General features: G+C 63.8%; 22 protein-coding genes and 1 tRNA gene. 10 read left to right on the forward strand and 13 right to left on the reverse strand.

The genetic code is table 11. The features are described 5' to 3' along the window. Nucleotides 1-165: 165 nt before the first annotated feature. The 7 genes from hpf to BcanWU425_RS00580 form a co-directional block, all read right to left on the reverse strand. Nucleotides 166-783 carry a ribosome hibernation-promoting factor, HPF/YfiA family gene (hpf, locus tag BcanWU425_RS00550; protein ID WP_026233016.1) on the reverse strand — a complete coding sequence of 206 codons (618 nt, stop codon included), beginning with the start codon at nucleotides 781-783 and terminating at the stop codon, nucleotides 166-168. A gap of 81 nt (nucleotides 784-864) precedes the next feature. Then, nucleotides 865-2,478 (reverse strand): RNA polymerase factor sigma-54, encoded by a 1,614-nt coding sequence (rpoN, locus tag BcanWU425_RS00555; protein ID WP_085349908.1) that lies wholly within the window; start codon nucleotides 2,476-2,478, stop codon nucleotides 865-867. A 90-nt stretch (nucleotides 2,479-2,568) separates the two neighbouring features. After that, nucleotides 2,569-3,567: an LPS export ABC transporter ATP-binding protein gene (gene lptB / locus BcanWU425_RS00560; RefSeq protein ID WP_018455742.1), complete on the reverse strand. Its 999-nt coding sequence runs from the start codon at nucleotides 3,565-3,567 to the stop codon at nucleotides 2,569-2,571. 266 nt (nucleotides 3,568-3,833) lie between these two features. Next, a complete protein-coding gene (locus BcanWU425_RS00565) occupies nucleotides 3,834-4,544 on the reverse strand; it encodes an LptA/OstA family protein (RefSeq protein ID WP_085385578.1) in 711 nt (236 codons plus the stop codon). Nucleotides 4,545-4,549: 5 nt separating this feature from the next. Then, nucleotides 4,550-5,278: an LPS export ABC transporter periplasmic protein LptC gene (gene lptC, locus BcanWU425_RS00570; protein ID WP_204513025.1), complete on the reverse strand. Its 729-nt coding sequence runs from the start codon at nucleotides 5,276-5,278 to the stop codon at nucleotides 4,550-4,552. A gap of 143 nt (nucleotides 5,279-5,421) precedes the next feature. After that, nucleotides 5,422-6,036, reverse strand: coding sequence for a ribonuclease D (locus BcanWU425_RS00575; protein WP_007598566.1), 615 nt, complete (start codon nucleotides 6,034-6,036; stop codon nucleotides 5,422-5,424). A gap of 147 nt (nucleotides 6,037-6,183) precedes the next feature. Next, entirely contained in the window at nucleotides 6,184-7,707 is a 1,524-nt protein-coding gene (locus BcanWU425_RS00580; protein ID WP_085349912.1) for a hypothetical protein, read from the reverse strand. A 776-nt stretch (nucleotides 7,708-8,483) separates the two neighbouring features. Between BcanWU425_RS00580 and BcanWU425_RS00585 the strand changes: the two genes are divergently transcribed. After that, nucleotides 8,484-8,969 carry a lysozyme inhibitor LprI family protein gene (locus BcanWU425_RS00585; protein WP_018455738.1) on the forward strand — a complete coding sequence of 162 codons (486 nt, stop codon included), beginning with the start codon at nucleotides 8,484-8,486 and terminating at the stop codon, nucleotides 8,967-8,969. A 301-nt stretch (nucleotides 8,970-9,270) separates the two neighbouring features. Here BcanWU425_RS00585 and BcanWU425_RS00590 read toward each other — a convergent pair. Next, nucleotides 9,271-9,357 (reverse strand) — tRNA-Leu (locus BcanWU425_RS00590). 163 nt (nucleotides 9,358-9,520) lie between these two features. On the opposite strand from BcanWU425_RS00590, the gene BcanWU425_RS00595 reads away from it, so the two are divergent. Then, complete coding sequence (locus BcanWU425_RS00595; protein WP_018455737.1) at nucleotides 9,521-10,486, forward strand: complex I NDUFA9 subunit family protein; 966 nt, start codon at nucleotides 9,521-9,523, stop codon at nucleotides 10,484-10,486. A gap of 33 nt (nucleotides 10,487-10,519) precedes the next feature. On the opposite strand, the gene BcanWU425_RS00600 is transcribed toward BcanWU425_RS00595, so the two are convergent. Then, complete coding sequence (locus tag BcanWU425_RS00600) at nucleotides 10,520-11,326, reverse strand: undecaprenyl-diphosphate phosphatase (protein ID WP_026233013.1); 807 nt, start codon at nucleotides 11,324-11,326, stop codon at nucleotides 10,520-10,522. A gap of 170 nt (nucleotides 11,327-11,496) precedes the next feature. Here BcanWU425_RS00600 and BcanWU425_RS00605 point away from each other — a divergent pair, with 170 nt between their 5' ends. From BcanWU425_RS00605 to BcanWU425_RS00615, 3 genes are all read left to right on the forward strand, one after another. Beyond that, nucleotides 11,497-12,189: a glutathione S-transferase family protein gene (locus BcanWU425_RS00605; protein ID WP_018455735.1), complete on the forward strand. Its 693-nt coding sequence runs from the start codon at nucleotides 11,497-11,499 to the stop codon at nucleotides 12,187-12,189. Beyond that, entirely contained in the window at nucleotides 12,138-13,328 is a 1,191-nt protein-coding gene (gene queG / locus BcanWU425_RS00610) for a tRNA epoxyqueuosine(34) reductase QueG (RefSeq protein ID WP_018455734.1), read from the forward strand. The genes BcanWU425_RS00605 and queG overlap by 52 nt, the downstream gene beginning before the upstream one ends. 200 nt (nucleotides 13,329-13,528) lie before the next feature. Continuing rightward, nucleotides 13,529-14,326: an acyl-CoA thioesterase domain-containing protein gene (locus tag BcanWU425_RS00615; RefSeq protein ID WP_018455733.1), complete on the forward strand. Its 798-nt coding sequence runs from the start codon at nucleotides 13,529-13,531 to the stop codon at nucleotides 14,324-14,326. A gap of 17 nt (nucleotides 14,327-14,343) precedes the next feature. Here the strand turns inward: BcanWU425_RS00615 and BcanWU425_RS00620 are convergent, their stop codons facing one another. Both BcanWU425_RS00620 and BcanWU425_RS00625 read right to left on the reverse strand, forming a co-directional pair. Then, entirely contained in the window at nucleotides 14,344-14,811 is a 468-nt protein-coding gene (locus BcanWU425_RS00620) for a nuclear transport factor 2 family protein (protein ID WP_018455732.1), read from the reverse strand. A 144-nt stretch (nucleotides 14,812-14,955) separates the two neighbouring features. Further along, entirely contained in the window at nucleotides 14,956-15,768 is an 813-nt protein-coding gene (locus tag BcanWU425_RS00625; protein ID WP_018455731.1) for an alpha/beta hydrolase, read from the reverse strand. 249 nt (nucleotides 15,769-16,017) lie between these two features. Between BcanWU425_RS00625 and infC the strand changes: the two genes are divergently transcribed. After that, nucleotides 16,018-16,557 (forward strand): translation initiation factor IF-3, encoded by a 540-nt coding sequence (gene infC, locus BcanWU425_RS00630; RefSeq protein WP_085349942.1) that lies wholly within the window; start codon nucleotides 16,018-16,020, stop codon nucleotides 16,555-16,557. Nucleotides 16,558-16,674: 117 nt separating this feature from the next. Here the strand turns inward: infC and BcanWU425_RS00635 are convergent, their stop codons facing one another. Continuing rightward, on the reverse strand, nucleotides 16,675-17,079 hold the full coding sequence (locus BcanWU425_RS00635; RefSeq protein ID WP_026233012.1) for a hypothetical protein: 405 nt from the start codon (nucleotides 17,077-17,079) through the stop codon (nucleotides 16,675-16,677). Nucleotides 17,080-17,349: 270 nt separating this feature from the next. Between BcanWU425_RS00635 and rpmI the strand changes: the two genes are divergently transcribed. Both rpmI and rplT read left to right on the forward strand, forming a co-directional pair. After that, entirely contained in the window at nucleotides 17,350-17,550 is a 201-nt protein-coding gene (rpmI, locus tag BcanWU425_RS00640) for a 50S ribosomal protein L35 (protein WP_007598540.1), read from the forward strand. An 81-nt stretch (nucleotides 17,551-17,631) separates the two neighbouring features. After that, complete coding sequence (rplT, locus tag BcanWU425_RS00645; RefSeq protein ID WP_007598538.1) at nucleotides 17,632-17,991, forward strand: 50S ribosomal protein L20; 360 nt, start codon at nucleotides 17,632-17,634, stop codon at nucleotides 17,989-17,991. 1 nt (nucleotide 17,992) lies between these two features. Here the strand turns inward: rplT and BcanWU425_RS00650 are convergent, their stop codons facing one another. Continuing rightward, nucleotides 17,993-18,403 (reverse strand): hypothetical protein, encoded by a 411-nt coding sequence (locus BcanWU425_RS00650; RefSeq protein WP_204512939.1) that lies wholly within the window; start codon nucleotides 18,401-18,403, stop codon nucleotides 17,993-17,995. 150 nt (nucleotides 18,404-18,553) lie between these two features. Between BcanWU425_RS00650 and pheS the strand changes: the two genes are divergently transcribed. Then, a complete protein-coding gene (gene pheS, locus BcanWU425_RS00655; RefSeq protein WP_231189594.1) occupies nucleotides 18,554-19,636 on the forward strand; it encodes a phenylalanine--tRNA ligase subunit alpha in 1,083 nt (360 codons plus the stop codon). Beyond that, nucleotides 19,633-22,041, forward strand: a complete 2,409-nt coding sequence (gene pheT / locus BcanWU425_RS00660; RefSeq protein WP_204512938.1) for a phenylalanine--tRNA ligase subunit beta — start codon at nucleotides 19,633-19,635, stop codon at nucleotides 22,039-22,041. The genes pheS and pheT overlap by 4 nt, the downstream gene beginning before the upstream one ends. The last annotated feature ends 22 nt before the right edge of the window (nucleotides 22,042-22,063 follow it).

Here is a 22,063-nt window from a genome sequence, read left to right on the forward strand (position 1 = left end):
ACGTCAACAAGATGAAGCAGGAGGCGGACTTAGCTCGCCCCCGATGTGGGGGGCTTCTACTCCAACGCAATCCCGGTGCCAACTCCCGCGTGCAGCTTTGCCCCGGTCATTGTTAAGGCGGAAAGGGGCCCCGGCGCGGGGCCCCCAGAGCGTCGCCCGACGGCCTCACGCCTTGCCACCCACCTTGCCGTCCGTCTTGACCCCCGGGGGGTCTATCCAGCCGACATTGCCGTCGGCCCGGCGGTAAATGATGTTCACCCGGCCGGAGGAGCCGTGCTGAAACACCAGGCAGGGCGCCCCGCTGAGGTCGAGTTCCATGACCGCTTCGCTCACGGACAGCGGCTTCAGCGAGGTGGTGGCCTCGGCGATGATGACGGGGCTGTAGCCGGTGATCTCGTCCTCATCCTCACCCTCGCCCGGTGCCTCCAGCACGTAGCTGGTGGCATCCATCGCGGCCAGCGCCGCGGAGGCGACATGGGCCTTGCGGGCGGAGCGATCCTTGAGCCGGCTCTTGTAGCGCTTGAGCCGCTTCTCGATCATCACCAGCGCCTGGTCGGCACTGGCATAGGCGTCCGGTGCGTTGGAATCGGCCTCGAGCGTGATTCCCGAATCAAGATGCAGCGCACAGTCGGTGCGGAAGCCGAAGCCGTCCTTGCTCAGCGTGATGTGACCAGAGTAATTGCCGTCGAAATATTTGCGCAGGACCTCTTCAGTCCGGTCGTTGACGCGGCCGCGCAGGGCCTCGCCGACGTTGACGCTCTTTCCCGAGATGCGGAGAGTCATGTGAACCTCACTTGGTTCGTGCCTGGCCTGGATTTGGGCCCGATAGCAGATCGAGAGTAGCGCGATTTCGCGCCGGCGCAATCAGGCCGGTTCGGGATTGCGGGAGCGATCGGCCATGGCGGTGGAGACGACGTTACCAAGAGCGCTCTGCTTGTCGCGACGGCGTTGCACCGAGGAAGGAATGCGCATGGCTTCGCGGTACTTCGCGACCGTGCGGCGGGCGATATCAATGCCCGAGCCGCGCAAGCGTTCCACGATGGTGTCGTCGGACAGGATCGCGGAGGGCGCCTCCGCATCGATCAGCTGCTTGATGTGGTGGCGCACGGCTTCGGCCGAATGAGCCTCGCCGCCATCGGCCGAGGCAATCGAGGCCGTGAAGAAATATTTCAGCTCAAACGTGCCGCGATTGGTCGCCATGTATTTGTTGGCGGTGACGCGCGACACCGTGGATTCATGCATCTGAATGGCGTCGGCGACGGCCTTCAGATTCAGCGGTCGCAGATGCGCCACACCATGGGTGAAGAAGCCGTCCTGCTGGCGCACGATTTCGGTTGCGACTTTCAGGATGGTGCGGGCGCGCTGGTCGAGCGCACGCACCAGCCAGGTCGCGTTCTGAAGCGCATCGGTGAAATACGATTTGTCGCCGTCCTTGCCGATCTTCTTCGAGAGCTGCGAATAGTAGGTCTGGTTGACCAGCACGCGCGGCAAGGTGTCGCTGTTGAGCTCGACATGCCAGCCGCCATCGGGTCCCGGGCGGACATAGACATCGGGCACCATGGTCTGGAGCCGGGCCGTGCCGAACTTCATGCCGGGCTTGGGATTGAGCCGGCGGATCTCGCCGATCATGTCGGCGATGTCCTCATCGTCGACGCCGCAAACCTTGCGCAAGGCTCCGATGTCGCGCTTGGCGAGGAGGTCGAGATGCTCGACCAGGGCCTGCATCGCGGGATCGTAACGGTCGAGCTCGCGGAGCTGGATCGCCAGGCATTCGCTCAAATTGCGCGCGCAGACGCCGGGCGGATCGAATTTCTGCAGTACGGCAAGAACGTTCTCGACGTCCTGTTGCGATGCGCCCAGCCGTTCGGCGGCCTGGCCGAGATCCGGCGGCAGGTAGCCGGCTTCGTCGACGAGGTCGATCAGATACTGGCCGATCATGCGCTGCGCGGCCCCGGTGAAGGCAACCGAGAGCTGCTCGGCGAGATGGTCGCCGAGCGTGGTCTCCGCGGCGACAAAGGCTTCGAGATTGTAGTCCTCGTCACCGGAGGCGCCGCCGCCCCATTCGGTGTAGGTGGTCGGCGCCGCATCCTGGGCGTTGCGCGCGGCCGCCTCGGCCGGTTCCTCGGAGAAGACGTTGTCCAGCCCGGTGTCCATGGTCTGCTCGATCTCGGCGCGGGTGCCGAGATCCTTGCTCATCCACTCTTCCTGGCCGGGCTCGAAGGCTTCGCCCGGGCCGCCGCCCGGCTCGTCGTTGTGGCCGCCGTCGCTGTCATTGAACTGGCCGGTCTCGGCCGGGCCCTCGCCCGCGGGCGGCTCGTCATTGGCCCGTTCCAGCAGGGGATTACGCTCGAGTTCCTCTTCGACGAACGTCGTGAGATCGAGATTGGACAATTGCAGCAGCTTGATCGCCTGCATCAACTGCGGCGTCATGACCAGCGACTGCGATTGCCGGAACTCTAATCTCTGCGAAAGCGCCATGAAGCAAGAACCGATCCCAAAAGTTGGTCCGATTTTTGCTTATCCTAGTCCAAGCCCGATGTACACGTCTTGACGAATTGGAAAAACGGGCTAGAGGCGGAATTCCTCGCCAAGGTAAAGGCGGCGCACGTCCGGATCGGCGACGATCTCATCCGGGCTCCCCTCGGTCAGGATCTCACCGGCATAGACGATGTAGGCGCGATCGGTGAGGCCGAGCGTCTCGCGCACATTGTGGTCGGTGATCAGCACGCCGATGCCGCGGTTGGTGAGATGGCGGACGAGGTCCTGGATGTCGCCGACCGCGATCGGATCGATGCCGGCAAAGGGCTCGTCGAGCAGCATGTAGTTCGGACGCGTCGCCAGTGCGCGCGCGATCTCGACGCGGCGCCGCTCACCGCCGGACAACGCAATCGACGGCGATTTCCTTAGGCGCGTGATGTTGAATTCGTCGAGCAGCGAGTCGAGCTGCTGCTCGCGCTTCTTGCGCGACGGCTCGACCACTTCGAGCACGGCGCGGATGTTCTGCTCGACGGTGAGACCGCGGAAGATCGAGGCCTCCTGCGGCAGATAGCCGATCCCGAGCCGCGCGCGCTGATACATCGGCAGCTTGGTGACGTCGTGGCCGTCGAGCTCGATCGCGCCGCGATCGGCCTTGATCAGGCCGGTGATCATGTAGAACACGGTGGTCTTGCCGGCGCCGTTGGGGCCGAGCAGGCCGACCGCTTCGCCACGGCGCACATAGATGCTGACGCCGCGCACGACCTGGCGGCTGCCAAAACTCTTTTCCACGCTATGCACAGCCAGGAAGCCCGGCCGCTTCAAGAGCTGAGGCCCGCCGGAACCGTTGGGCCTGCCGGCAGCCCTCACGGGATGAACCGCCTGGGCCCGGGGCTGCTCGGCTTGATAGTCCCCTTGGAACTGATCGGGTGCGTGCATCGGCTGGTTACGGGCGATCGGCGGCGCGTCCCTGACAGGGCTGGCCACGAGGCCGCCGACGCTGTCAGCGAGCGCGGTGATGTCCTGGCGCGCAAATCCTGGCCGGCCGCGTTTGGCGGGGCGCCGACGGAACATGCTGAAGAGATCGACCATCCCCGCCTTCTAGCCTTTCGCGACGATCCTGCGCGGTCTTCGCGCGATCTGCCGCGCCGGCTTCAGGATTCGCCGACGCAGCATGAATGAAGGGATGTCTCATGCCCAGTGAAACACGCCCGAAAAGCGGCGAAGCCCGCTTCGAAAGCCCTTCGCGCTAGATACAGTCTCGGCGCGCAAGCTTCAACCTCGGATCGGCGATGATCGACCCAAGCGTCTGAAATCATTCTTCAAATTTACTTTGACGGGCTTGGGTCTACGCTGACTTATTTGGGTTTAGTTGCGCCAGGCAATTGCAGAGGTCCCGCGCCGGGCTTGCCCGCGCCTCCGGATCCGCAATCATTGCCGCCGCCCTGCGGCAGCAGCGCCTGCACCCGGCCGCTATCGGATTCCACACGCGACACGCCCGTGGTCATGTCGACCGCCAGCCGGTCGCCGCGCAGCACGTTCTTGCACTGCGTCAAGACGACGCCCCCGAGCATGGTGATGAGGTTGGTGCGGGTGTCGAACACGGCGGTCTCGCCCGTGACCACCTGGTCCTTCTGGGTGACGACGACATTGCCGCGCGCCTCCAGTCGCTTGATCGAGGAGTTGCCGCCCGGTCCCGGCGTCGCCGACTGCATCGGCGCCCCCTTTGCCGCCTTTGCCGCAGGCTGCGGCGCGGCCGGCTTGTCGCCGCCCGAATCGTAAAACACCACCAGCGTCTTCGAGGTCATGGTGGTGTCGCCCTGAATGACCTTCACATTGCCGGAAAACGTCGCTTCCTTCTTCTTGTCGCGCATCTCGAGCGAGGCGGCCTCGATCTGGATCGGCTGATCGCGGTTCTGCGAGAAGCCCTGCATCGCGTTGGGCACGCCTTGCATCGTGCTCTGCGCGATCGCCGCACCCGTTGCGACCAGTGCGATGCCGACGGCGAGCGCGGCCGCACCCGGGATGACGCGCCGCTTGCCGTCGTTGCGCGGAAAAAACCTGATCATGAAAATCACTTTGAATTGGCGGACTTGTTCTGGGGCGTACGTGTCTTCGCAGCCGGCGCGGATTCAGTCGGCGCGGGCTGAGCGGCGGCAGGATCGTCCAGCTTGTCGAGGTGCATCACCACATTGCCTTCGAAGCGGATGACGTCGCCGCCTTCCGTGATCCGCAGCCGATCGGCCGTCAGCGTTCCGTTGGTCAGCTTGACGTCGACATGCTCGTCCGAGGAGACCGTGCCCTTGCCCATGTCGACGAAGGCCGAGTTCAGCCGCGCCTCGTAGCCGGTCGAGGTGCGCAGGAAGATGTCCTTGTGCAGGTCGAGCTGCTGCTGCTTGTTGTCGAACCGTCCAGTGCGGGCATCGAGGAACAGGGTCGATTGGTCTTCCATCAGCACCTTCGCGCGCAAATCATGGAGATCGACATGATCGGGATCGGTGATGTCCTGGGTCGCGGTCTTGGCCCAGAGCTCGTACGGCCGCTGGTCCGGCGTGAAGCCGGACATGTGCGGCGATTCCATCGTGATCTTCGTGCCAGTGACCACGAGATTTCCGGAGTCGAGCTTCACGGGGATCTGGAACGGGTTGAAAATGGTCGAGATGAGGACGAGCAGACCCATGGCCGCGGCCACTGTCGTCGGCACCGCGATGCGCAGAATCCGCACTAGGCGGCTGTGGCGCGCCGCGCTGGCGAACTTCGCCGCGAGCGCGGCGTCGTAGGTGACATTGTGGGCCGAATTCACCTGGGCTCCTGAGGTGTCGCTCGCCTTGTCCGGCTGGCGGGCGCCCCATTGTAGCCGGCAACGCCAAAATATGCAGCCCGCGACAGGCCGTTACGAAAGTGTCTGAAACGGGGCGACCGCCCAGCTTGCCGCCGCGCTAAACTCTAGGAATGCGCGAAAATGTCCTCTTCGGCCCAGCCCTGGAGATCGAGCAAAGCGCGGGTCGGCAGGAAGTCGAAACAGGCTTTGGCCAGCGCCGTGCGGCCTTCCCGCGCCAGCATGGCATCGAGCCGCTCGCGCAAGCCGTGCAGATGCAGCACATCGGAGGCGGCGTAGGCGAGCTGCGGCTCGGTCAGGCTGTCGGAACCCCAATCGCTCGATTGCTGCTGCTTGGAGAGGTCGACATTGAGTACCTCGCGCACGAGGTCCTTGAGGCCATGGCGGTCGGTATAGGTGCGGATCAGGCGGGAGGCGATCTTGGTGCAGTAGATCGGCCCGGTCATGACACCAAACGTCTGGTACAGCACCGCGACGTCGAACCGCGCAAAATGGAAGATTTTCGTGTTCGCGGGATTGGCCAAAAGCGCCTTCAAGTTCGGCGCGTCGGTATGACCTTTGGGGATCTGCACCACGTCCGCGCTGCCGTCGCCGGGCGAGAGCTGCACCACGCAGAGCCGGTCGCGATGCGGGTTCAGGCCCATGGTTTCGGTGTCGATCGCCACCGCTCCGGTATAGCGGGACAGATCGGGCAGGTCGCCGCGGTGCAGGCGTACGGTCATGGCGTTTCAAACCTCAATCGAATCGGTGCGCTTTGCAGGCTAATCCCCGGGACAGATGCTGGCGAGGGCCGGCCGCGATGTATCCGCTGGCAGCCGCCGGCGCAAGCATCAGGCGCGGCTGGTCATACAGAGCCGCGGCGCCAGTTGTCATTGTCTTTTGGCTTCGCCGGCCAAACCGGATTGCGGCCTGACGTAAACGGTCTCGTAAGCGCCGGTGTATTGCTCGCGCCAGCCTCGCCGCTCCACCAGAAATCGCCGCAGCTGTTCGTGCGCCTTGACCCACAGCACGGCGTCGATCCGGTATTTGTCGAGCACCATGTCCCACGCGGCTTCGTCGATCTCCCAGCTCACCAGCTTGAAATAGTCGCGCAGCAAATCGTCCGGATAGGCGGTCGCGGCGCGACCATCGACGAATGGGGGGACGGTGCCGTGCGTCGCGAAGATCAGGTAGCCACCGACGTTCCAATTGTTCAGGACCCGCCGACCTGCGAGATGCTTTTGCAGATAGCCGGCATCTTCGCTCGACAGCATCGGCGGAAGTGCGAGCGCCGGCGCAACGTTCAAATAGGCCATCGGCAGGGTGCCGAGACCGACGATGCCGGCGGCCAGCAACGCTCCCCTCACGTCTCGACCGGTGAGACGCTCAGGCAGCAAGCGGCTGAGGTGAAGCGCCATCGGCGCGGTCGAGAAGATGAAGAAAAAAGCGATGTACCTGAACTGATACAGCCCCAGAATCAGGAACAGCCAGGACATCAATCTCGGCTCGAGCGGGATCGGTCTGGAGTTTCTGTAGCGAAGCTCGAGCGCGACGAAGGCCAACATGTACAGGATGCCGGGAATGCTGCCCGGCATTTCCATGTTGTGATAGTAGGACAGCCATTCGCCAATATTGCCCTGGACGAAGTGCCCCATAGTCGCGGCGGCACCGGCATAGATATTCCAGCCAAGCGGATTGACGAAGGTCGCGGCAAGGCACCCGATCCCCGCGAGAGCAAGAATCCTGAGGTCGGCCCAGGCCGCTCTGAGCACGGCGCCGCCGCAGAAGACGCCGATCACGAAGAAGCCGAGCAGAAAACCGCCGTGCAGATTGGCCCAGAGCACCATCAACACGGGAAGCACGAACCATCGCGTTCGTCGCAGGCATTCACGATAGAAGACGACGCAGAACAACATCGTGCAAGCATTCGGCGAGACCGCGAGATACATGTTCGGCGAAGCTTCGTAAGCGGGATAGAGCAGGCAGGCCAAGAAGACCGAGACGCAGACCGCGATCGCCGACGCGCCGTAGCCGAGAGAGATCGCGGTCAGGATGCCGACGATCGCTGCGCCGCAGGCCACCGTCAGCAGGACGAGGCCGCCAAAGCCTGCGTATTGAAACGTCGCACTGGCAAGCGCGTCCCAGAGCCAGGACAGGTTGAGCCATGGCTTGTCGCCGTGGGTGAACGACCAGGGGTCGCGGAGCGGGATGGCGTTGCGTTCCCGGATGATATCTCCGGCCGCCAGATGCCAGCCCAGATCGTAATGGCCGAGCAGAAGCGGCGCGTTCAAGACGTAGAACAGGCAGATGAACGAGATCAGGAACAGATAAATTCCCGATCTCAGGAGAAACGGGCTGATCGCGTTCGCAGCCTTGTCGAATGCCGGCTCGTGCCAGACCTGATGCTGATCCACCGCTTCCCCCACGACAAAGCGAGCCCGATGGCTCCGCGCTCGCCGACGGCCGGATGCGAGCCTGCCCGCTGACTTAGAGCTAGTTTGTCTAAAGCGGGGTAAATTCGGACGATGCAACCGAGGGGGGGATTGGCGGAATGAAATTCCGCTCAACGGCGGGCTTCCGAGGCCTCCCAAGCAGCTGTTTACACTTGGAAATCTTCGAAGCGAACCTGCATCGTCTCATCCCCGAGCTGTTATTAATCGCATTGCCGGAAAATGCCCGAAATCGCTTCAGCTACCGGTTTCGGCGGCGGCGGCGGCCGCAGTCACCGGCTTCGGGGGCGGAGGTGGTGTCACCGGCGGGAGCGATTCAACGACTTCGGTTGGGTGTGGTGCCCAGGAAAAGACTCGATCGTCACCTTCAGTTGTCCAAATGGAGGCCCGCGAGACCGCGACCGCGCAGCGTGGAGATCGCCAGTGCGTGCCTTAAGCGGTCCCGCCGTCAGCATTCGTCAGCGTAGCTCCTGTTCCACATTCAGGTGAACCAACGCTGGGCCTTCGATGACCAAAGTTGCATGTATCACCTATTGGTCGAAAATCCCGTAAGTCAGGTCAAGGCACATCAAAGGCATTGATTGGAGAGGCGTAGGCGAAGCCGCATACCCCCTCGTTTTCCCTTCGCCCTCGACGCCCGGCCCTTCCGCCACAGCCGCCGGTCTACCGTCTCGCTGAGCTTCATGCGCTCGCAGTGGTGTTCTGTTCCATATTTTCGATGCGTCGAACGGAGATCTCCAATGAAGCTCAAACTTGCCGTCGCGATGCTCGCAGCAAGCCTCCCGATCGCATCGATGGCTTTCGCCCAAGGCATCGCGCCAGCCGAACTTGCGGTGATCGATGGCTGCCTGAAGACCGCGGAGAAAACCGGCGGTTTCGGCGGCGCGTGCGTTGGGCTCGTCGCCGACCCCTGCATCAAAGCGGCAGAGGGCGCGAATGACGATGTCGCCAAATGGAAAGCCTGCGCGGCGCGCGAACTCGCCATTTGGACGCAGAAAACCAATGAGGCGCTAAAGAAGGTTCAGGCCGGCGGGTTCGCCGACGCGATCAAGGCGGTCAATGACTCGCAGAAAACTTTCGCCGCGTCGCGTGATGGCTTCTGCGCGGTCTTCGACAAGGTCGATCCCGGCATGTACCGGGGCAGCGCGAGCTACTGCCGCCTGCGCGAGACCGCGAACCGCTCGCTGAGCCTGATCAAGCTCGGCGCCGCGGTCAACGAGCATTGAGACCTCTTAGGCGCTTGGGGTCATCAGCTTTGCCGACCTTTTCCCACATAGCGATGACGGCTTCGGCCGCGAGCGCGGTGGACGTCGTTCATAGCTCACCTGGTATCCGGGCAACGGCTGTCGGCGCGTAGCGCTTCCCTGAGCGACTGAAGCCAGCCGCCTCCAGATCGCCTGCGATCCGAGCCGACCCGACGAGCGATGTAGGCCATTCGGTACGCCATGAGCGCCGTGCCTCGGTTTTGAGTACCGGTCAGCAGCTCAAATTCCCTGCAAAAGCGATTTCAATCGCTTGAGTAGGAGATGGTGCCCAGGAAAGGACTCGAACCTTCACGGCCGTTAAGCCACTGGCACCTGAAGCCAGCGCGTCTACCAATTCCACCACCTGGGCATGCCGGTTAGGCACGGAGGCGGTTACTACGGTTCGGTGACGCGGTTGTCAATTCATGCTTGAACCCCGCTTCGGGATGCGGATTGCGCATCGCAAACCGGCCCGATACAAGCCTGACGAGACGCACTCTTCCCGCAGGATATGGACCCCAGGAATGGATCCCATGGCATCGAATCTGGACACGCTCGTCACGGTTTTCGGCGGATCGGGGTTTTTGGGCCGGAATGTCGTCCGCGCGCTGTGCCGGCGCGACTACCGGGTCCGGGTCGCGGTGCGGCGGCCGGAGCTGGCCGGGTACCTCCAGCCCTCCGGCAAGGTCGGGCAGGTCCACACCGTGCAGGCGAATGTCCGTTATCCGGCCTCGATTGAGGCGGCACTGCGTGATTCGCAGATCGTGATCAATCTGGTCGGCATCCTCGCCGAGGGTGGCGCGCAGAGTTTTGACGCCGTCCAGGCCAAGGGCGCCGAGACCATCGCCAAGGCGGCCGCGGCCGCGGGGGCACAGCTGATCCATGTCTCGGCGATCGGCGCCGACGCGGAATCGCCCTCGCGCTATGCCAGGGCCAAGGCGGCCGGAGAAGCCGCGGTCCTGGCCGCGGTGCCGTCGGCGACGATCTTCCGCCCCTCCGTGATGTTCGGCCCCGAGGACCAATTCACCAACCGCTTCGCGGCGCTGGCGCGGATGTCGCCGGTGCTGCCGCTGATCGGCGGCGACACGAAGATGCAGCCGGTCTATGTCGGCGACGTCGCCACCGCGGTCGCGGATGCCGTCGACGGCAAGGCCAAGGCGGGCGCGACCTACGAGCTCGGCGGCCCGGAAGTCCTGACCATGCGCGAGATCATCGAGGCCATTCTCGCGATTGCCGATCGCAAGCCGATGCTGATGCCGCTGCCGTTTGGCCTCGCCCGCTTCAAGGCCAACTTCCTGCAATTCGCGCCGGGCGCGCTGAAGCTGACGCCGGACCAGGTCACGCTGCTCGCGCGCGACAATGTCGTGTCGGACGCGGCGAAGGCCGCTGGGCTAACGCTGGAAGGCCTCGGCATCGCGCCCGACTCGCTTGAAGCGATCGCCCCGCAATATCTCTGGCGTTTCCGCGCCGCCGGGCAATTCCAGCGCAAGAGCGCGTAACCATCCCCGCAGTCAATTGTTTGAAGTTCGGGGTTACCGCCCCAGTGCCAGCGCGATCAGGCCGAGGGTGCCGACGATCACGCGCCACCAGGCGAACACCACGAAGCCGTGGCGGGTGACGTATTCCAGGAACGTCTTCACCACGATGATGGCGGTGACGAACGACACCACGAAGCCGATCGCGACGATGCCCATGTGGTCCATCGTCATCTCGGAGCGGTTCTTGTAGAAATCGTAGGCGAACGCGCCGATCATGGTGGGAATGGCGAGGAAGAACGAGAACTCCGCCGCCGCGCGCTTATCGGCCCCGAGCAGCATGGCGGAGACAATGGTTGCGCCGGAGCGCGACACGCCCGGGATCATCGCCAGACACTGCGCGATACCGATGTAAAGATACATCAGCAGCGGAAACCGGGTGGCGTCATGCTCGCGCGCCTTGAGATCGAGCTTGTCGACCCAGAGCAGGATGGCGCCGCCGACGATCAGCGAGAAGCACACCACCCAGGGATTGAACAGCAGACTCTTGATGTATTTGCCGCCGACGAGACCGACGATGACGGCGGGAAGGAACGCCACCAGCACGCCGATCACGAAGCGGCGTGCATAGACGTCACCCGTGAACATCCCGATCGCGACGTCCCACAATTTCTTGAAGTACAACACGACGATCGCGAGGATCGCGCCGAGCTGGATCAGGACCGTAAACGAATCCCAGAACGCGCCTTCGCCGAGATGGAAAAAGCGCTCAGCAAGCAGCAAATGGCCGGTCGAGGACACGGGAAGGAACTCGGTCACACCCTCGATGATGCCGAGGATCACTGCCCGTATTGCATCTGACATATTTACGGTCCATTTCGGCTGGAAAAGCGGGGCTCTTCTCGCCCATCCGCTCCCTTGCTGCAATCGCAAAATGCGGCGTCGCGCCCTTGCTTCGCGGTTTTGAATGACTAGTGTGGCGCCGCACAAAACATTGATGGATTCTTAAGCACCATCACATAGTCAAAGGCTTCATGTTTACGCTGTTTCATCATCCGTTCTGTCCGCATTCGCGGTTCATCCGCCTGATCGCGGGAGAATACGGGCTTGAGCTGAAGCTGATCGAAGAGCGCAGCTGGGAGCGGCGCGAAGCATTTCTGCTGCTCAATGCGGCGGGCACGACGCCCGTCCTGGTGGACGACGAGCAGCCGCCGATCCCGGGCGCGGCGATCGTCGCCGAATATGTCGACGAGGCCTATGGCTCTGAGATGGGACTTAAGCGCCTGATGCCGGACACGATCGGCGAGCGCGTCGAGGTCCGCCGGCTGATGGCCTGGTTCAACGAAAAGTTTTTCGAGGAAGTCTCCCACCCGCTCGTCACCGAGCGCATCTACAAGCGCTTCATGAGCGAGGACAACGGCGGGGGCCCGCCCTCGGCCGACGTGATGCGCGCCGCCAAGGCAAACGTGCGCTATCATCTGGCCTATATCGGCTGGCTGGCGCAGACGCGTAATTTCCTCGCCGGCGACCGGCTCACCTACGCGGATCTCGCCGCCGCGGCGCACCTCTCGGCGATCGACTATCTGGGCGACGTGCCATGGAGCGAGGACGACGCGGCAAAGGCCTGGTACGCACGGGTGAAATCCCGCCCGTCGTTCCGTCCGCTGTTGAGCGAATGGCTGGCGGGCGTGCCGGCGTCGCGGACCTACGTGGACCTGGACTTCTGAACTCCGATCCGACCGAACTGAAGACGGCGCTGGCAAACGAAGCACGTGCGCTCGGCTTCGACTGCATCGGCATTACGGAGCCCGGCACGATCGAAAGCGCCGGAAAACACTTTCTCGAATTCATCGCATCCGGCGGCCATGGCGACATGGACTGGCTCGCCGCGCAGCCGGAGCGCCGGGTCGATCCCCGCGGGCTGTGGCAGGACGTGCGCAGCGTCATCATGCTCGGCGTCAATTACGGCCCCGACCAGGATCCGCTCGCGATCCTGCAACAGCGCACGCGCGCGGCGATCTCGGTCTATGCGCAGGGCGACGACTATCACGACCTCATCAAGAAGCGCCTGAAGGCACTGGCGCGATGGCTGGTCGCGACCGCAACTTGTGAGGTGAAGCCTTGCGAAGTGAAAGTATTCGTCGACACTGCGGCCGTGATGGAGAAACCGCTGGCGCAAGCCGCGCATCTGGGCTGGCAGGGCAAGCATACCAATCTGGTCTCGCGCGAATTCGGCTCATGGCTGTTTCTCGGCGCGATCTACACCACGCTGGAACTGCCGCGCGACGACGCCGAGATCGATCATTGCGGCTCGTGCCGGGCGTGCCTCGACATCTGCCCGACCGCGGCCTTTCCCGCGCCCTACAGGCTCGATGCGCGGCGCTGCATCTCGTATCTCACCATCGAGAACAAGGGCCCGATCCCGCGCGAATTTCGTAAAAGCATCGGCAACCGCATCTATGGTTGCGACGATTGCCTCGCCGCCTGTCCCTGGAACAAGTTCGCGCAGGAGGGCCGTGAGGCCAAGCTCGCCGCACGTGACGCTTTGCGCGCGCCAGGTCTTGCCGAGCTCGCACGGCTCGACGACGCTGCGTTTCGCGCGCTGTTCACCAAATCGCCGGTGAAACGCATCGGCCGCGACCGCTTTTTGCGCAACGTGCTGATCGCGATCGGCAACTCCGGTGATGCGGCACTGGCGGACGAGGCGCGGCGATTGCTGGAGGATGAGAGCGCGCTGGTACGCGGGGCTGCGGTATGGGCGCTGGGGCAGTTGGTGCCGCGGGATGAGTTCGAAACGATGAGAGCAACCGCCATAGCGCGCGAGCGTGATGACGGCGTGCGCGAGGAGTGGGAGCTCGCTTCCTAATCCTCGGTGTCATGCCCCGGCTTGACCGGGGCATCCAGTACGCCGCGGCCTATCGATTCAATCACGAGCGCCGCGGAGTACTGGATCGCCCGGTCAAGCCGGACGATGACACCGTTGTTGTGGTAAGAGCGCTTCGCGCCTCCTCACCACGAGGATTGAGCATCTTGATTTCCCCGCACGTTCCTCCAAGCTCGCGCGTCATGACAAACATGCCTTTCTTCACCCGCGACGGCGACACATTCCACCCGACGGAAGTCGCCAATGGGCCGTGGGATCCGACATCGCTGCACGGACGCGTCATCGTCGGCCTGCTCGGCTTCGCCATCGAGGAGCGCCATTCCGGTCCTGAATTCGTGCCGGCGCGGCTGACCGTCGATATGTTTCGGCTGCCCACCATCGACAAGCCGATCGAGGTGACGACACGGCTGGTGCGCGACGGGATGCGCATCCGCGTCGTGGAAGCAGAGTTCTTTTCCGGCGGCATCGGCATGGCGCGCGCCTCGTGCCAGCTGTTACGGCGAACGCAGAATCCCGACGGCAATGTCTGGTCGCCGCCGAACTGGGACGTGCCGAAGCCGGCCGACATTCCCAAGCCGACCGATCCCAGGCTCGGCATGAACGGCAAATGGACCACGCGACCGATCGTCGGTCACATGGGCTCGCTCGGGCCACGAAAGCTCTGGATGAGCGAGGTGCGCGAGCTGGTCGCGGGCGTGCCGATGACGCCGTTCGTCCATGTCGCCATCGGCGCGGACTTCGCCAGTCCGTTCGCGAACGCCGGCGACAAGGGGCTCGGCTACATCAACAGCGACGTCACGATCTATCTGCACCGCCTGCCGGTGACGAACTGGATCGGCTTCGAGGTGGTGAACCACCAGGCCACCGACGGTGTGGCGATCGGCGAATGCTGGCTCTATGACGAGCAGGGCCCGATCGGCACCGCCACTGTCGCGGCGCTGGCGCAGCGCAAGCCGATGGTAAATCCGTCGAAGCGGTAGGTGCGCAAGAACGACGGCTAACCCAAATGTCGCTTCATCTCCGGCCGCGCCTTGAGCTCCGCGCCCTGTCTGGCGACGATCTTCGCAATCCGTTCCGGCGCAAACTTCAAATCGACAAACGCCGGCGCGGTGTTGGCGACCTCGTGATAGCTGACGATCCTTCCGTCCCGGAGCGTCATGATCGCCACGCCCTCGAACATCGCCCGCGCGCCATCAGCCTCCGGCAAGATCGAGCGATAGCTGAACGTGTAGCGCGCATAGAGCGTGGTGCCGTTCGACACCGGGTCGTGCATGTCCCAGCGAAAGTCGGTCGCCGTGCGATAGAACCAGTCGTCGATCATCGCGGCGATCTTCTCGCGGCCGGCGAAGGCGCCATAGAACACGTCGTGATAGACGCCGTCCTCGGTGAAGAGATCCGCAAAGGCTTTTCCGTTGCGTTGTTCGACGGCGTCGCAGAAGGCGCGCAGCATGGCGGTGGTGGTCATCGGCGATTCTCCCCTCCCATTCTCAGTCATGCCCCGACCGGGGCATCCAGTACGCCGCGGCTTCTCGGCTTGAGCACGAGCGCCTCTGGAATACTGCATCGCCCGATCAAGTCGGGCGATGACACCGAGTGCTAGGTGACGATTTCACCCGATCTCGGCCACGGCGGCAAGAATGCGGGCGATGTCCTGCGGGCGCGAGAGGCGGTGATCGCCGTCCTGGATCATGGTCAGCACGACGTCGTCGGCCGGCAGGCGATGGGTCAGGGCGAACGCGTGCTGCCAGGGCACGTCAGGATCCTGCGCACCTTGCAGGATGCGGACGGGACAGCCGAGATCGATGGCGCTGCCGAGCAGGAGGTGGTTGCGTCCCTCCTCGATTAGATTCCGCGTGATCGGATAGGGCAAGCCGTCGCCATAGTTCGACGGTCTCAGCCAGACGCCTTTGGTCTCGATTTCTTTCTTCACCGCGGCCGGAAAATTCTTCCACATCAGCTCCTCGGTGAAATCGGGCGCCGGCGCGATCAGCACCAGGCCCGCCAGCGAGGCTTTGGCTTGCAGTTTCTTTTGCCGCTTTTTGATCTCGCGCGCGAGCAGCAGCGCCATCCAGCCGCCCATGGACGAGCCGATCAGGATTTGCGGGCCGTCGCAGAACCGCTCGAATACCGCGACGCTTTCCTCGAGCCAGCGCCCGATGGTTCCGTCGACGAAATCGCCACCGGATTCGCCGTGGCCGGAATAATCGAACCGGACCACGGCGCGGCCGTGATCCCGGGCCCATTCGTCCAGCGCCACGGCCTTGCTGCCCTGCATGTCCGACTTGAAACCGCCGAGCCAGACCAGCCCAGGTCCTTGACTTGATTCTTGGGCCGCGCGGCGGCGCACCGCGATCCGGCGTGTGGACGGGCCTTCGCCCACATCGATGAAGTCGAGCACGGCATCGGGAATTGGGTGATTCATGGAACGTTTACTCTGGCTGTGCGGTTTGAGCTGTCCGGACGTGCTCCGCAGCGCAGCCGGACGTCGGCATTGGCCCTTTGGGACGCTTGCGGAACAGAAGCAAGGTGTCTATGTCCCTCTGCGTGCCCCGCCGTGGCCAAAATGCCTCGCATTTGAGGCTTTTTCGACCGCCGCACGAGCGATTGCTTGCCGGCAACCGTATCTTCCTGCAAAATAGCCGCCTCTTTTCATAACTTTGGAGAACCACCCATTCGCCGTCCAAATAAAGCCCCGCCCACTGCCGCCAAAGACGGGCCGCGCATCAATGACGATATTCGCAATGCGCAGATCCAGCTGATCGATCAGACCGGTGACAACAAGGGCACCATCGAGACCGTCGCGGCTATCCGCTTGGCCCAGGAAGCCGGCATGGATTTGGTCGAGATCTCGCCGAACGTCAGCCCTCCCGTCTGCAAGATCATGGACTACGGGAAGTATAAGTATTCCGCGCAGAAAAAAGCCGCCGAAGCCCGCAAGCGGCAGAAGATCGTCGAGATCAAGGAGATCAAGCTCCGCCCGATGATCGACGACCACGATTACGAAGTGAAGATGCGCGCCATGCAGCGGTTCTTCGAAGAAGGCGACAAGGTCAAGATCACCCTGCGCTATCGTGGCCGCGAAATGGCGCACCAGGAGATCGGCACCAAGCTGCTCGACAAGATCAAGACCGACGTCGCCGAGCTCGCCAAGGTGGAGCAGGACGCGCGGTTCGAGGGCCGTCAGGTCGTCATGGTGCTGGCGCCGCGCTGACGCTGGTTCTTTAGGCTGAAGAATTCAACGGCCCGTCCGGATCTCCGGCGGGCCGTTTTGTTTTTTTGCCTCTCCCGCTTGCGCAAGAGAGAGCGCACCGTCCTCTGGAGGCGATAATTACGTCCTCGTCGCATGCCAGGTGCCGCTGCACTGATCGCCGGAGATGATACCCCTCCACGAACCGGCGCCGTTCACGCCAGCGAGGCGGCCGCCGCCGCTGGCATGTGAGGCCCCGACCGAGACCTGGACCGCGACGGTACCGCTGCGATTGACCCTGCCGGAGACCCGACCGCCGCCGGCGGACGACACCCGGCTGCCGGTGACGGTGAAGGGGACGCTGTAGCCCGAGCTGCAATTGCCGCGGGTGGTGGCGAAGGTGACGTTCCAGACGCCGTCATAGCCGCGGATGCGCGCATTGGCACTCGACGGAAACGCGGCCATGGCGAGCACGGCCAACAGCGCCAGGCAGCGCGGGCGAGCGACATCAGTCAAGGACGACAGCGTTTGGGAAAAAGGGGGCATTCTGGTCCTGCTCCGGGTCACACGGCTCGGACATGAGGTTAGCAATTCCGGATAGTCGCCGGCTAGGTTCCACCGGTTCATCGTTGCCAATTCGCCCGTCCTCTGTCATAAGCCCAGCCTTCATTGCCCGGCTGATTAAGGGCTGCCGTGGCGGTGTCCGTGCGGGTTTCGCGCTTGTTCGTAAAACCTGAGCACAATCAACGCTCTAACGAGCATTTTGACGGCCAGCCGCCTTTGCGGGCGGATTGCTATGGCCATTAGGAGAGCCAAATGCCCAAGCTGAAGACCAAATCGGGCGCTAAAAAGCGCTTCAAGGTGACTGCCACCGGCAAAGTGATGTTCGCGCATCGTAGCAAGCGTCACGGCATGATCAAGCGGACGAAGAAGCAGATCCGGCAGCTGCGCGGCACCGCCGTGCTGTTCAAGACCGACGGCGACAACGTCAAGAAGTACTTCTTGCCGAACGCCTGATCGCGTCCACGATCATTGCCACCCGCGCCGCGGCTTTCGCGGCGATCCGAACATCAAGTCATCTTTCGAAGGATTTTTGTCATGGCTCGCGTCAAACGCGGTGTGACCGCCCACGCCAAGCACAAGAAAGTCTACAAGGCCGCCAAGGGTTTCCGCGGCCGCCGCAAGAACACGATCCGCACCGCCAAGCCGGCGGTCGAGAAGGCTCTCGTCTATGCCTTCCGTGATCGCAAGCGCAAGAAGCGGACGTTCCGCGCGCTCTGGATCCAGCGCATCAACGCCGCCGTGCGTCCGTTCGGCCTGACCTACAGCCGCTTTATCGATGGCATGGCCAAGTCCGGGATCACCGTGGACCGCAAGGTGCTGTCGGATCTCGCGATCAACGAGCCCGCGTCGTTCCAGGCGATCGCCGAGAAGGCCAAGGCCGCTCTGGCGGCCTGAGCTAGCGGCCGGCTCCGCCGGCCTTCAGCGCGCGTTGCGAGTAGCGCTGGGCGACCTCCGCCCGGCAGAATGCCGTGAACGACAGATACATGGTGCCGGATTTATTCCGGTACTTCCGGTCGCACACGCGCATCTCGCGTTGGTAAGCCTGTTTCCGCACCGTGTTGAGGCCGGGCATGAAGTCCGCCTCGCATTTCTTCTCGACGGCGGCGCCGAGCTGGACATCGCCGCTCGCGGTCAATTGGCAATCCTGAAACACCTTCATCGCGCTTTCGCAGCCCTCTTGGGCACCGATGGTGTCGACGACCTCGTCCAGCGTCATGGACTTCTCCATGCAGACCATGGCGCGCGCCGGGGTGCTCGCGACCAAGAGAACGACGGCGAGAGCAGCCAGACCGGATCTTGAGAGCATCGCGAAAGTCTCCTCGTATCCTCCTTGGTGCCAGCCTCCCGCGCGAGGTTCAACCCAGCCGCTCGTCAGCCCGAATGACCGGCTTTTCGCTTGACGTTACGGCCTTCGGGCGGCGACAACCCAGCCGAATTTGGCAGCAGGGATTTGACCGTGTCCGACCTCGCAATGCTCGAAACATCCATCCTCGACCAGATCGCCGCCGCCGGCGACGAGGCCGCCCTCGAAGCGGTGCGCGTCGCAGCCCTCGGCAAGAAGGGTTCGATCTCGGCGCTGCTTGCCACGCTCGGAAAAATGTCCGCGGACGAGCGCAAGACGCAAGGCGCCGCGATCAACCAGGCCAAGGACAAGGTCACCGAGGCGCTCGCCGCGCGGCGCGACGTCTTGAAATCGGCGGCGCTCGACGCGCGGCTTGCGTCGGAAACCATCGACGTCACCCTGCCGCTGCGCGATGCGCCCGCCGAGGCCGGCCGCATCCATCCGCTGAGCCAGGTCTGGGACGAGCTGACCACGATCTTCGCCGACATGGGATTCTCGGTTGCCGAAGGCCCCGATATCGAAACCGACGACTACAACTTCACCAAGCTGAATTTTCCGGAAGGCCATCCCGCGCGCGAGATGCACGACACGTTCTTCTTCCACCCGAAGGAGGACGGCTCCCGCATGCTGTTGCGCACCCACACCTCGCCGGTGCAGGTGCGCACCATGCTGAGCCAGAAGCCGCCGATCCGCGTGATCTGCCCGGGCCGCACCTATCGCATCGATTCGGACGCGACCCACACGCCGCAATTCCACCAGGTCGAAGGCCTCGTCATCGACAAGCACTCCCATCTCGGCCATCTCAAATGGATCCTGCACGAGTTCTGCAAGGCGTTCTTCGAGGTGGACCACATCAACATGCGCTTTCGGCCCTCGTTCTTCCCGTTCACGGAGCCGTCGCTGGAAGTCGACATCCAGTGCCGCCGCGACAAGGGCGAGATCCGCTTCGGCGAGGGCGAGGACTGGCTCGAGATTCTCGGCTGCGGCATGGTGCATCCGAACGTGCTGCGCGCCTGCGGCATCGATCCCGACGAGTACCAGGGCTTTGCCTGGGGCATGGGCATCGACCGCATCGCCATGCTGAAATACGGCATCGCCGATTTGCGCCAGCTGTTCGACAGCGACGTCCGCTGGCTGTCCCATTACGGCTTCAAGCCGCTCGAAGTACCGACCCTCGCGGGAGGGCTGAGCTCGTGAAATTCACTCTCTCCTGGCTGAAGGAACATCTCGACACCGACGAGCCCTTGGACAAGCTCGCCGAGAAGCTCACCATGATCGGGCTCGAGGTCGAGAACATCGAGGACAAGGCGAAGGCGCTGAAGCCTTTCACCATCGCGAAGGTGATATCCGCCGAGCAGCATCCGAATGCGGATCGGCTGCGCGTCTGCATGGTCGACACCGGTGATGGCGGCGCACCCGTGCAGGTGGTGTGCGGCGCGCCGAATGCGCGTGCGGGTCTCGTCAGCGTGTTCTCCCCGCCCGGCACCTATATTCCCGGCAAGGACATCACGCTCGGTGTCGGCACCATCCGCGGCGTCGAGAGCCGCGGCATGCTGTGCTCGGCGGCTGAGTTGCAGATTTCCAACGACCATGACGGCATCATGGAATTGCCCGCGGATGCGCCGATCGGCGCTGCCTACGCCGCATGGGCCGGCCTCGGCGATCCCGTAGTCGAGATCAACCTGACGCCGAACCGGCAGGACTGCACCGGCGTGCACGGCATCGCGCGCGAGCTTGCCGCCGCCGACATGGGCAAGTTCAAGGACCCCACAATCAAGCCGATCAAGGGCGAATTCCCCTGCCCGGTGAAGGTCACGGTCGAGGACGCGGCGCTGTGCCCAGGCTTCGCGCTGCGGCTCGTGCGTGGCGTGAAGAACGGGCCGTCGCCGGAATGGCTGCAGAAGCGACTGACCGCCATCGGGCTGCGCCCGATCAACGCGCTGGTCGACATCACCAACTTCATGACCTACGACCGCGCACGGCCATTGCACGTGTTCGACGCGAAGAAAGTGAAGGGCAATCTCGTGGTGCGCCGCGCCCGCGACGGCGAGACGCTGCTCGCGCTTGACGGCCGCAGCTACAATCTCGATCCCGCGATTTGCGTCATCGCGGACGAGCACGGCGTCGAATCGCTCGCCGGCATCATGGGCGGCGAGGCCTCGGGCTGCGACGAGACTACCACCGACGTGCTGATCGAATCGGCGCTTTGGAACGAGATCAACATCGCCCAGACCGGCCGCAAGCTCGGCATCAATTCGGACGCGCGCTACCGCTTCGAGCGCGGTGTCGATCCGGCTTTCATGGTGCCGGGGCTGGAGCTCGCGACAAAACTCGTGCTGGAGATGTGCGGCGGCACGCCGTCCGAGAACGTCGTGGTCGGCAAGAGCTTCGGCGACGACCGCGTGATCGATTTTCCGGTGACCGAGGTCAAGCGCCTCTCGGGCATCGAGGTACCGATGCCGGAGATCAAGCGCATCCTGACTCATCTCGGCTTCATGATGGCGGGCCCGGGGCCCGTCGTGAAGGTCGCGGTGCCGTCATGGCGGACCGACGTGCACGGCAAGGCCGACATCGTCGAGGAAGTCGTCCGCATCTACGGCGTCGACAAGGTGCCGATGACGCCGTTCGAGCGCGGCGAGGACGCACGCAAATCCGTGCTGACCCCGCTCCAGCTCCGCACCCGCCGCGCCAGGCGCGCGCTGGCGAGCCGCGGCATCATCGAAGCGGTGACCTGGTCCTTCATCACCAAGTCAGCCGCAGAGCTGTTCGGCGGCGGCCAGCGCGAACTCGAGGTCGCCAACCCGATCGCGTCGGATTTGTCCGACATGCGCCCGACCCTGTTGGCCGGCCTGATCGCGGCGGCGCAGGCCAATGCCGATCGCGGCTTGAGCGATGTCGCGCTATTCGAGGTAGGGCAGGTGTTCAAGGGCGATCGCCCGCAGGATCAGTTCATGGCGGCAAGCGGCCTCCGCCGCGGCTTTGCGTCGTCGCAAGGTCTGGGACGACACTGGTCGGGTTCGGCGCAGGCTGACGTGTTCGATGCCAAGGCCGATGCGCTCGCGGTACTCGCCGCCGCCGGCGCACCAATGCAGGCCCTTCAGATCGTCGCGGGCGGCCCGTCCTGGCTGCATCCCGGGCGCTCCGGTACGATCCAGATCGGGCCGCAAAACGTGCTCGGCTATTTCGGCGAGATGAATCCGCGCGCGCTCGAGGCGCTCGGTGCCGGCGGCCCGCTGATGGTGTTCGAGGTGATCCTCGACCGCATCCCCGAGGCGAAGAAAAAGCCGACCCGTGCCAAGCCCGTGATCGAGCTGTCGGCATTCCAGCCTGTGTCGCGTGACTTCGCCTTCATCGTCGACCGCACCGTGAAGGGCGGCGACATCGTGCGCGCGGCTCAGAGCGTCGACAAGAAGCTGATCACCGCTGTGAACGTGTTCGACGTCTACGAAGGTAAGGGCATCGACGACGGCAAGAAGTCGATCGCGATCGCGGTGACGATTCAGCCGCGCGAAAAGACCCTGACCGACCAGGAGATCGAGGCCGTCGCCGCGAAAATCGTGGCGGAGGTGACGAAGAAGACCGGCGGCACTTTGAGAGCATGATCATGCTCGAGAATCATAGAGC

This window comes from Bradyrhizobium sp. WU425 (genome assembly GCF_021052305.1).
In the GTDB taxonomy this organism is placed as follows: domain Bacteria; phylum Pseudomonadota; class Alphaproteobacteria; order Rhizobiales; family Xanthobacteraceae; genus Bradyrhizobium; species Bradyrhizobium canariense_D.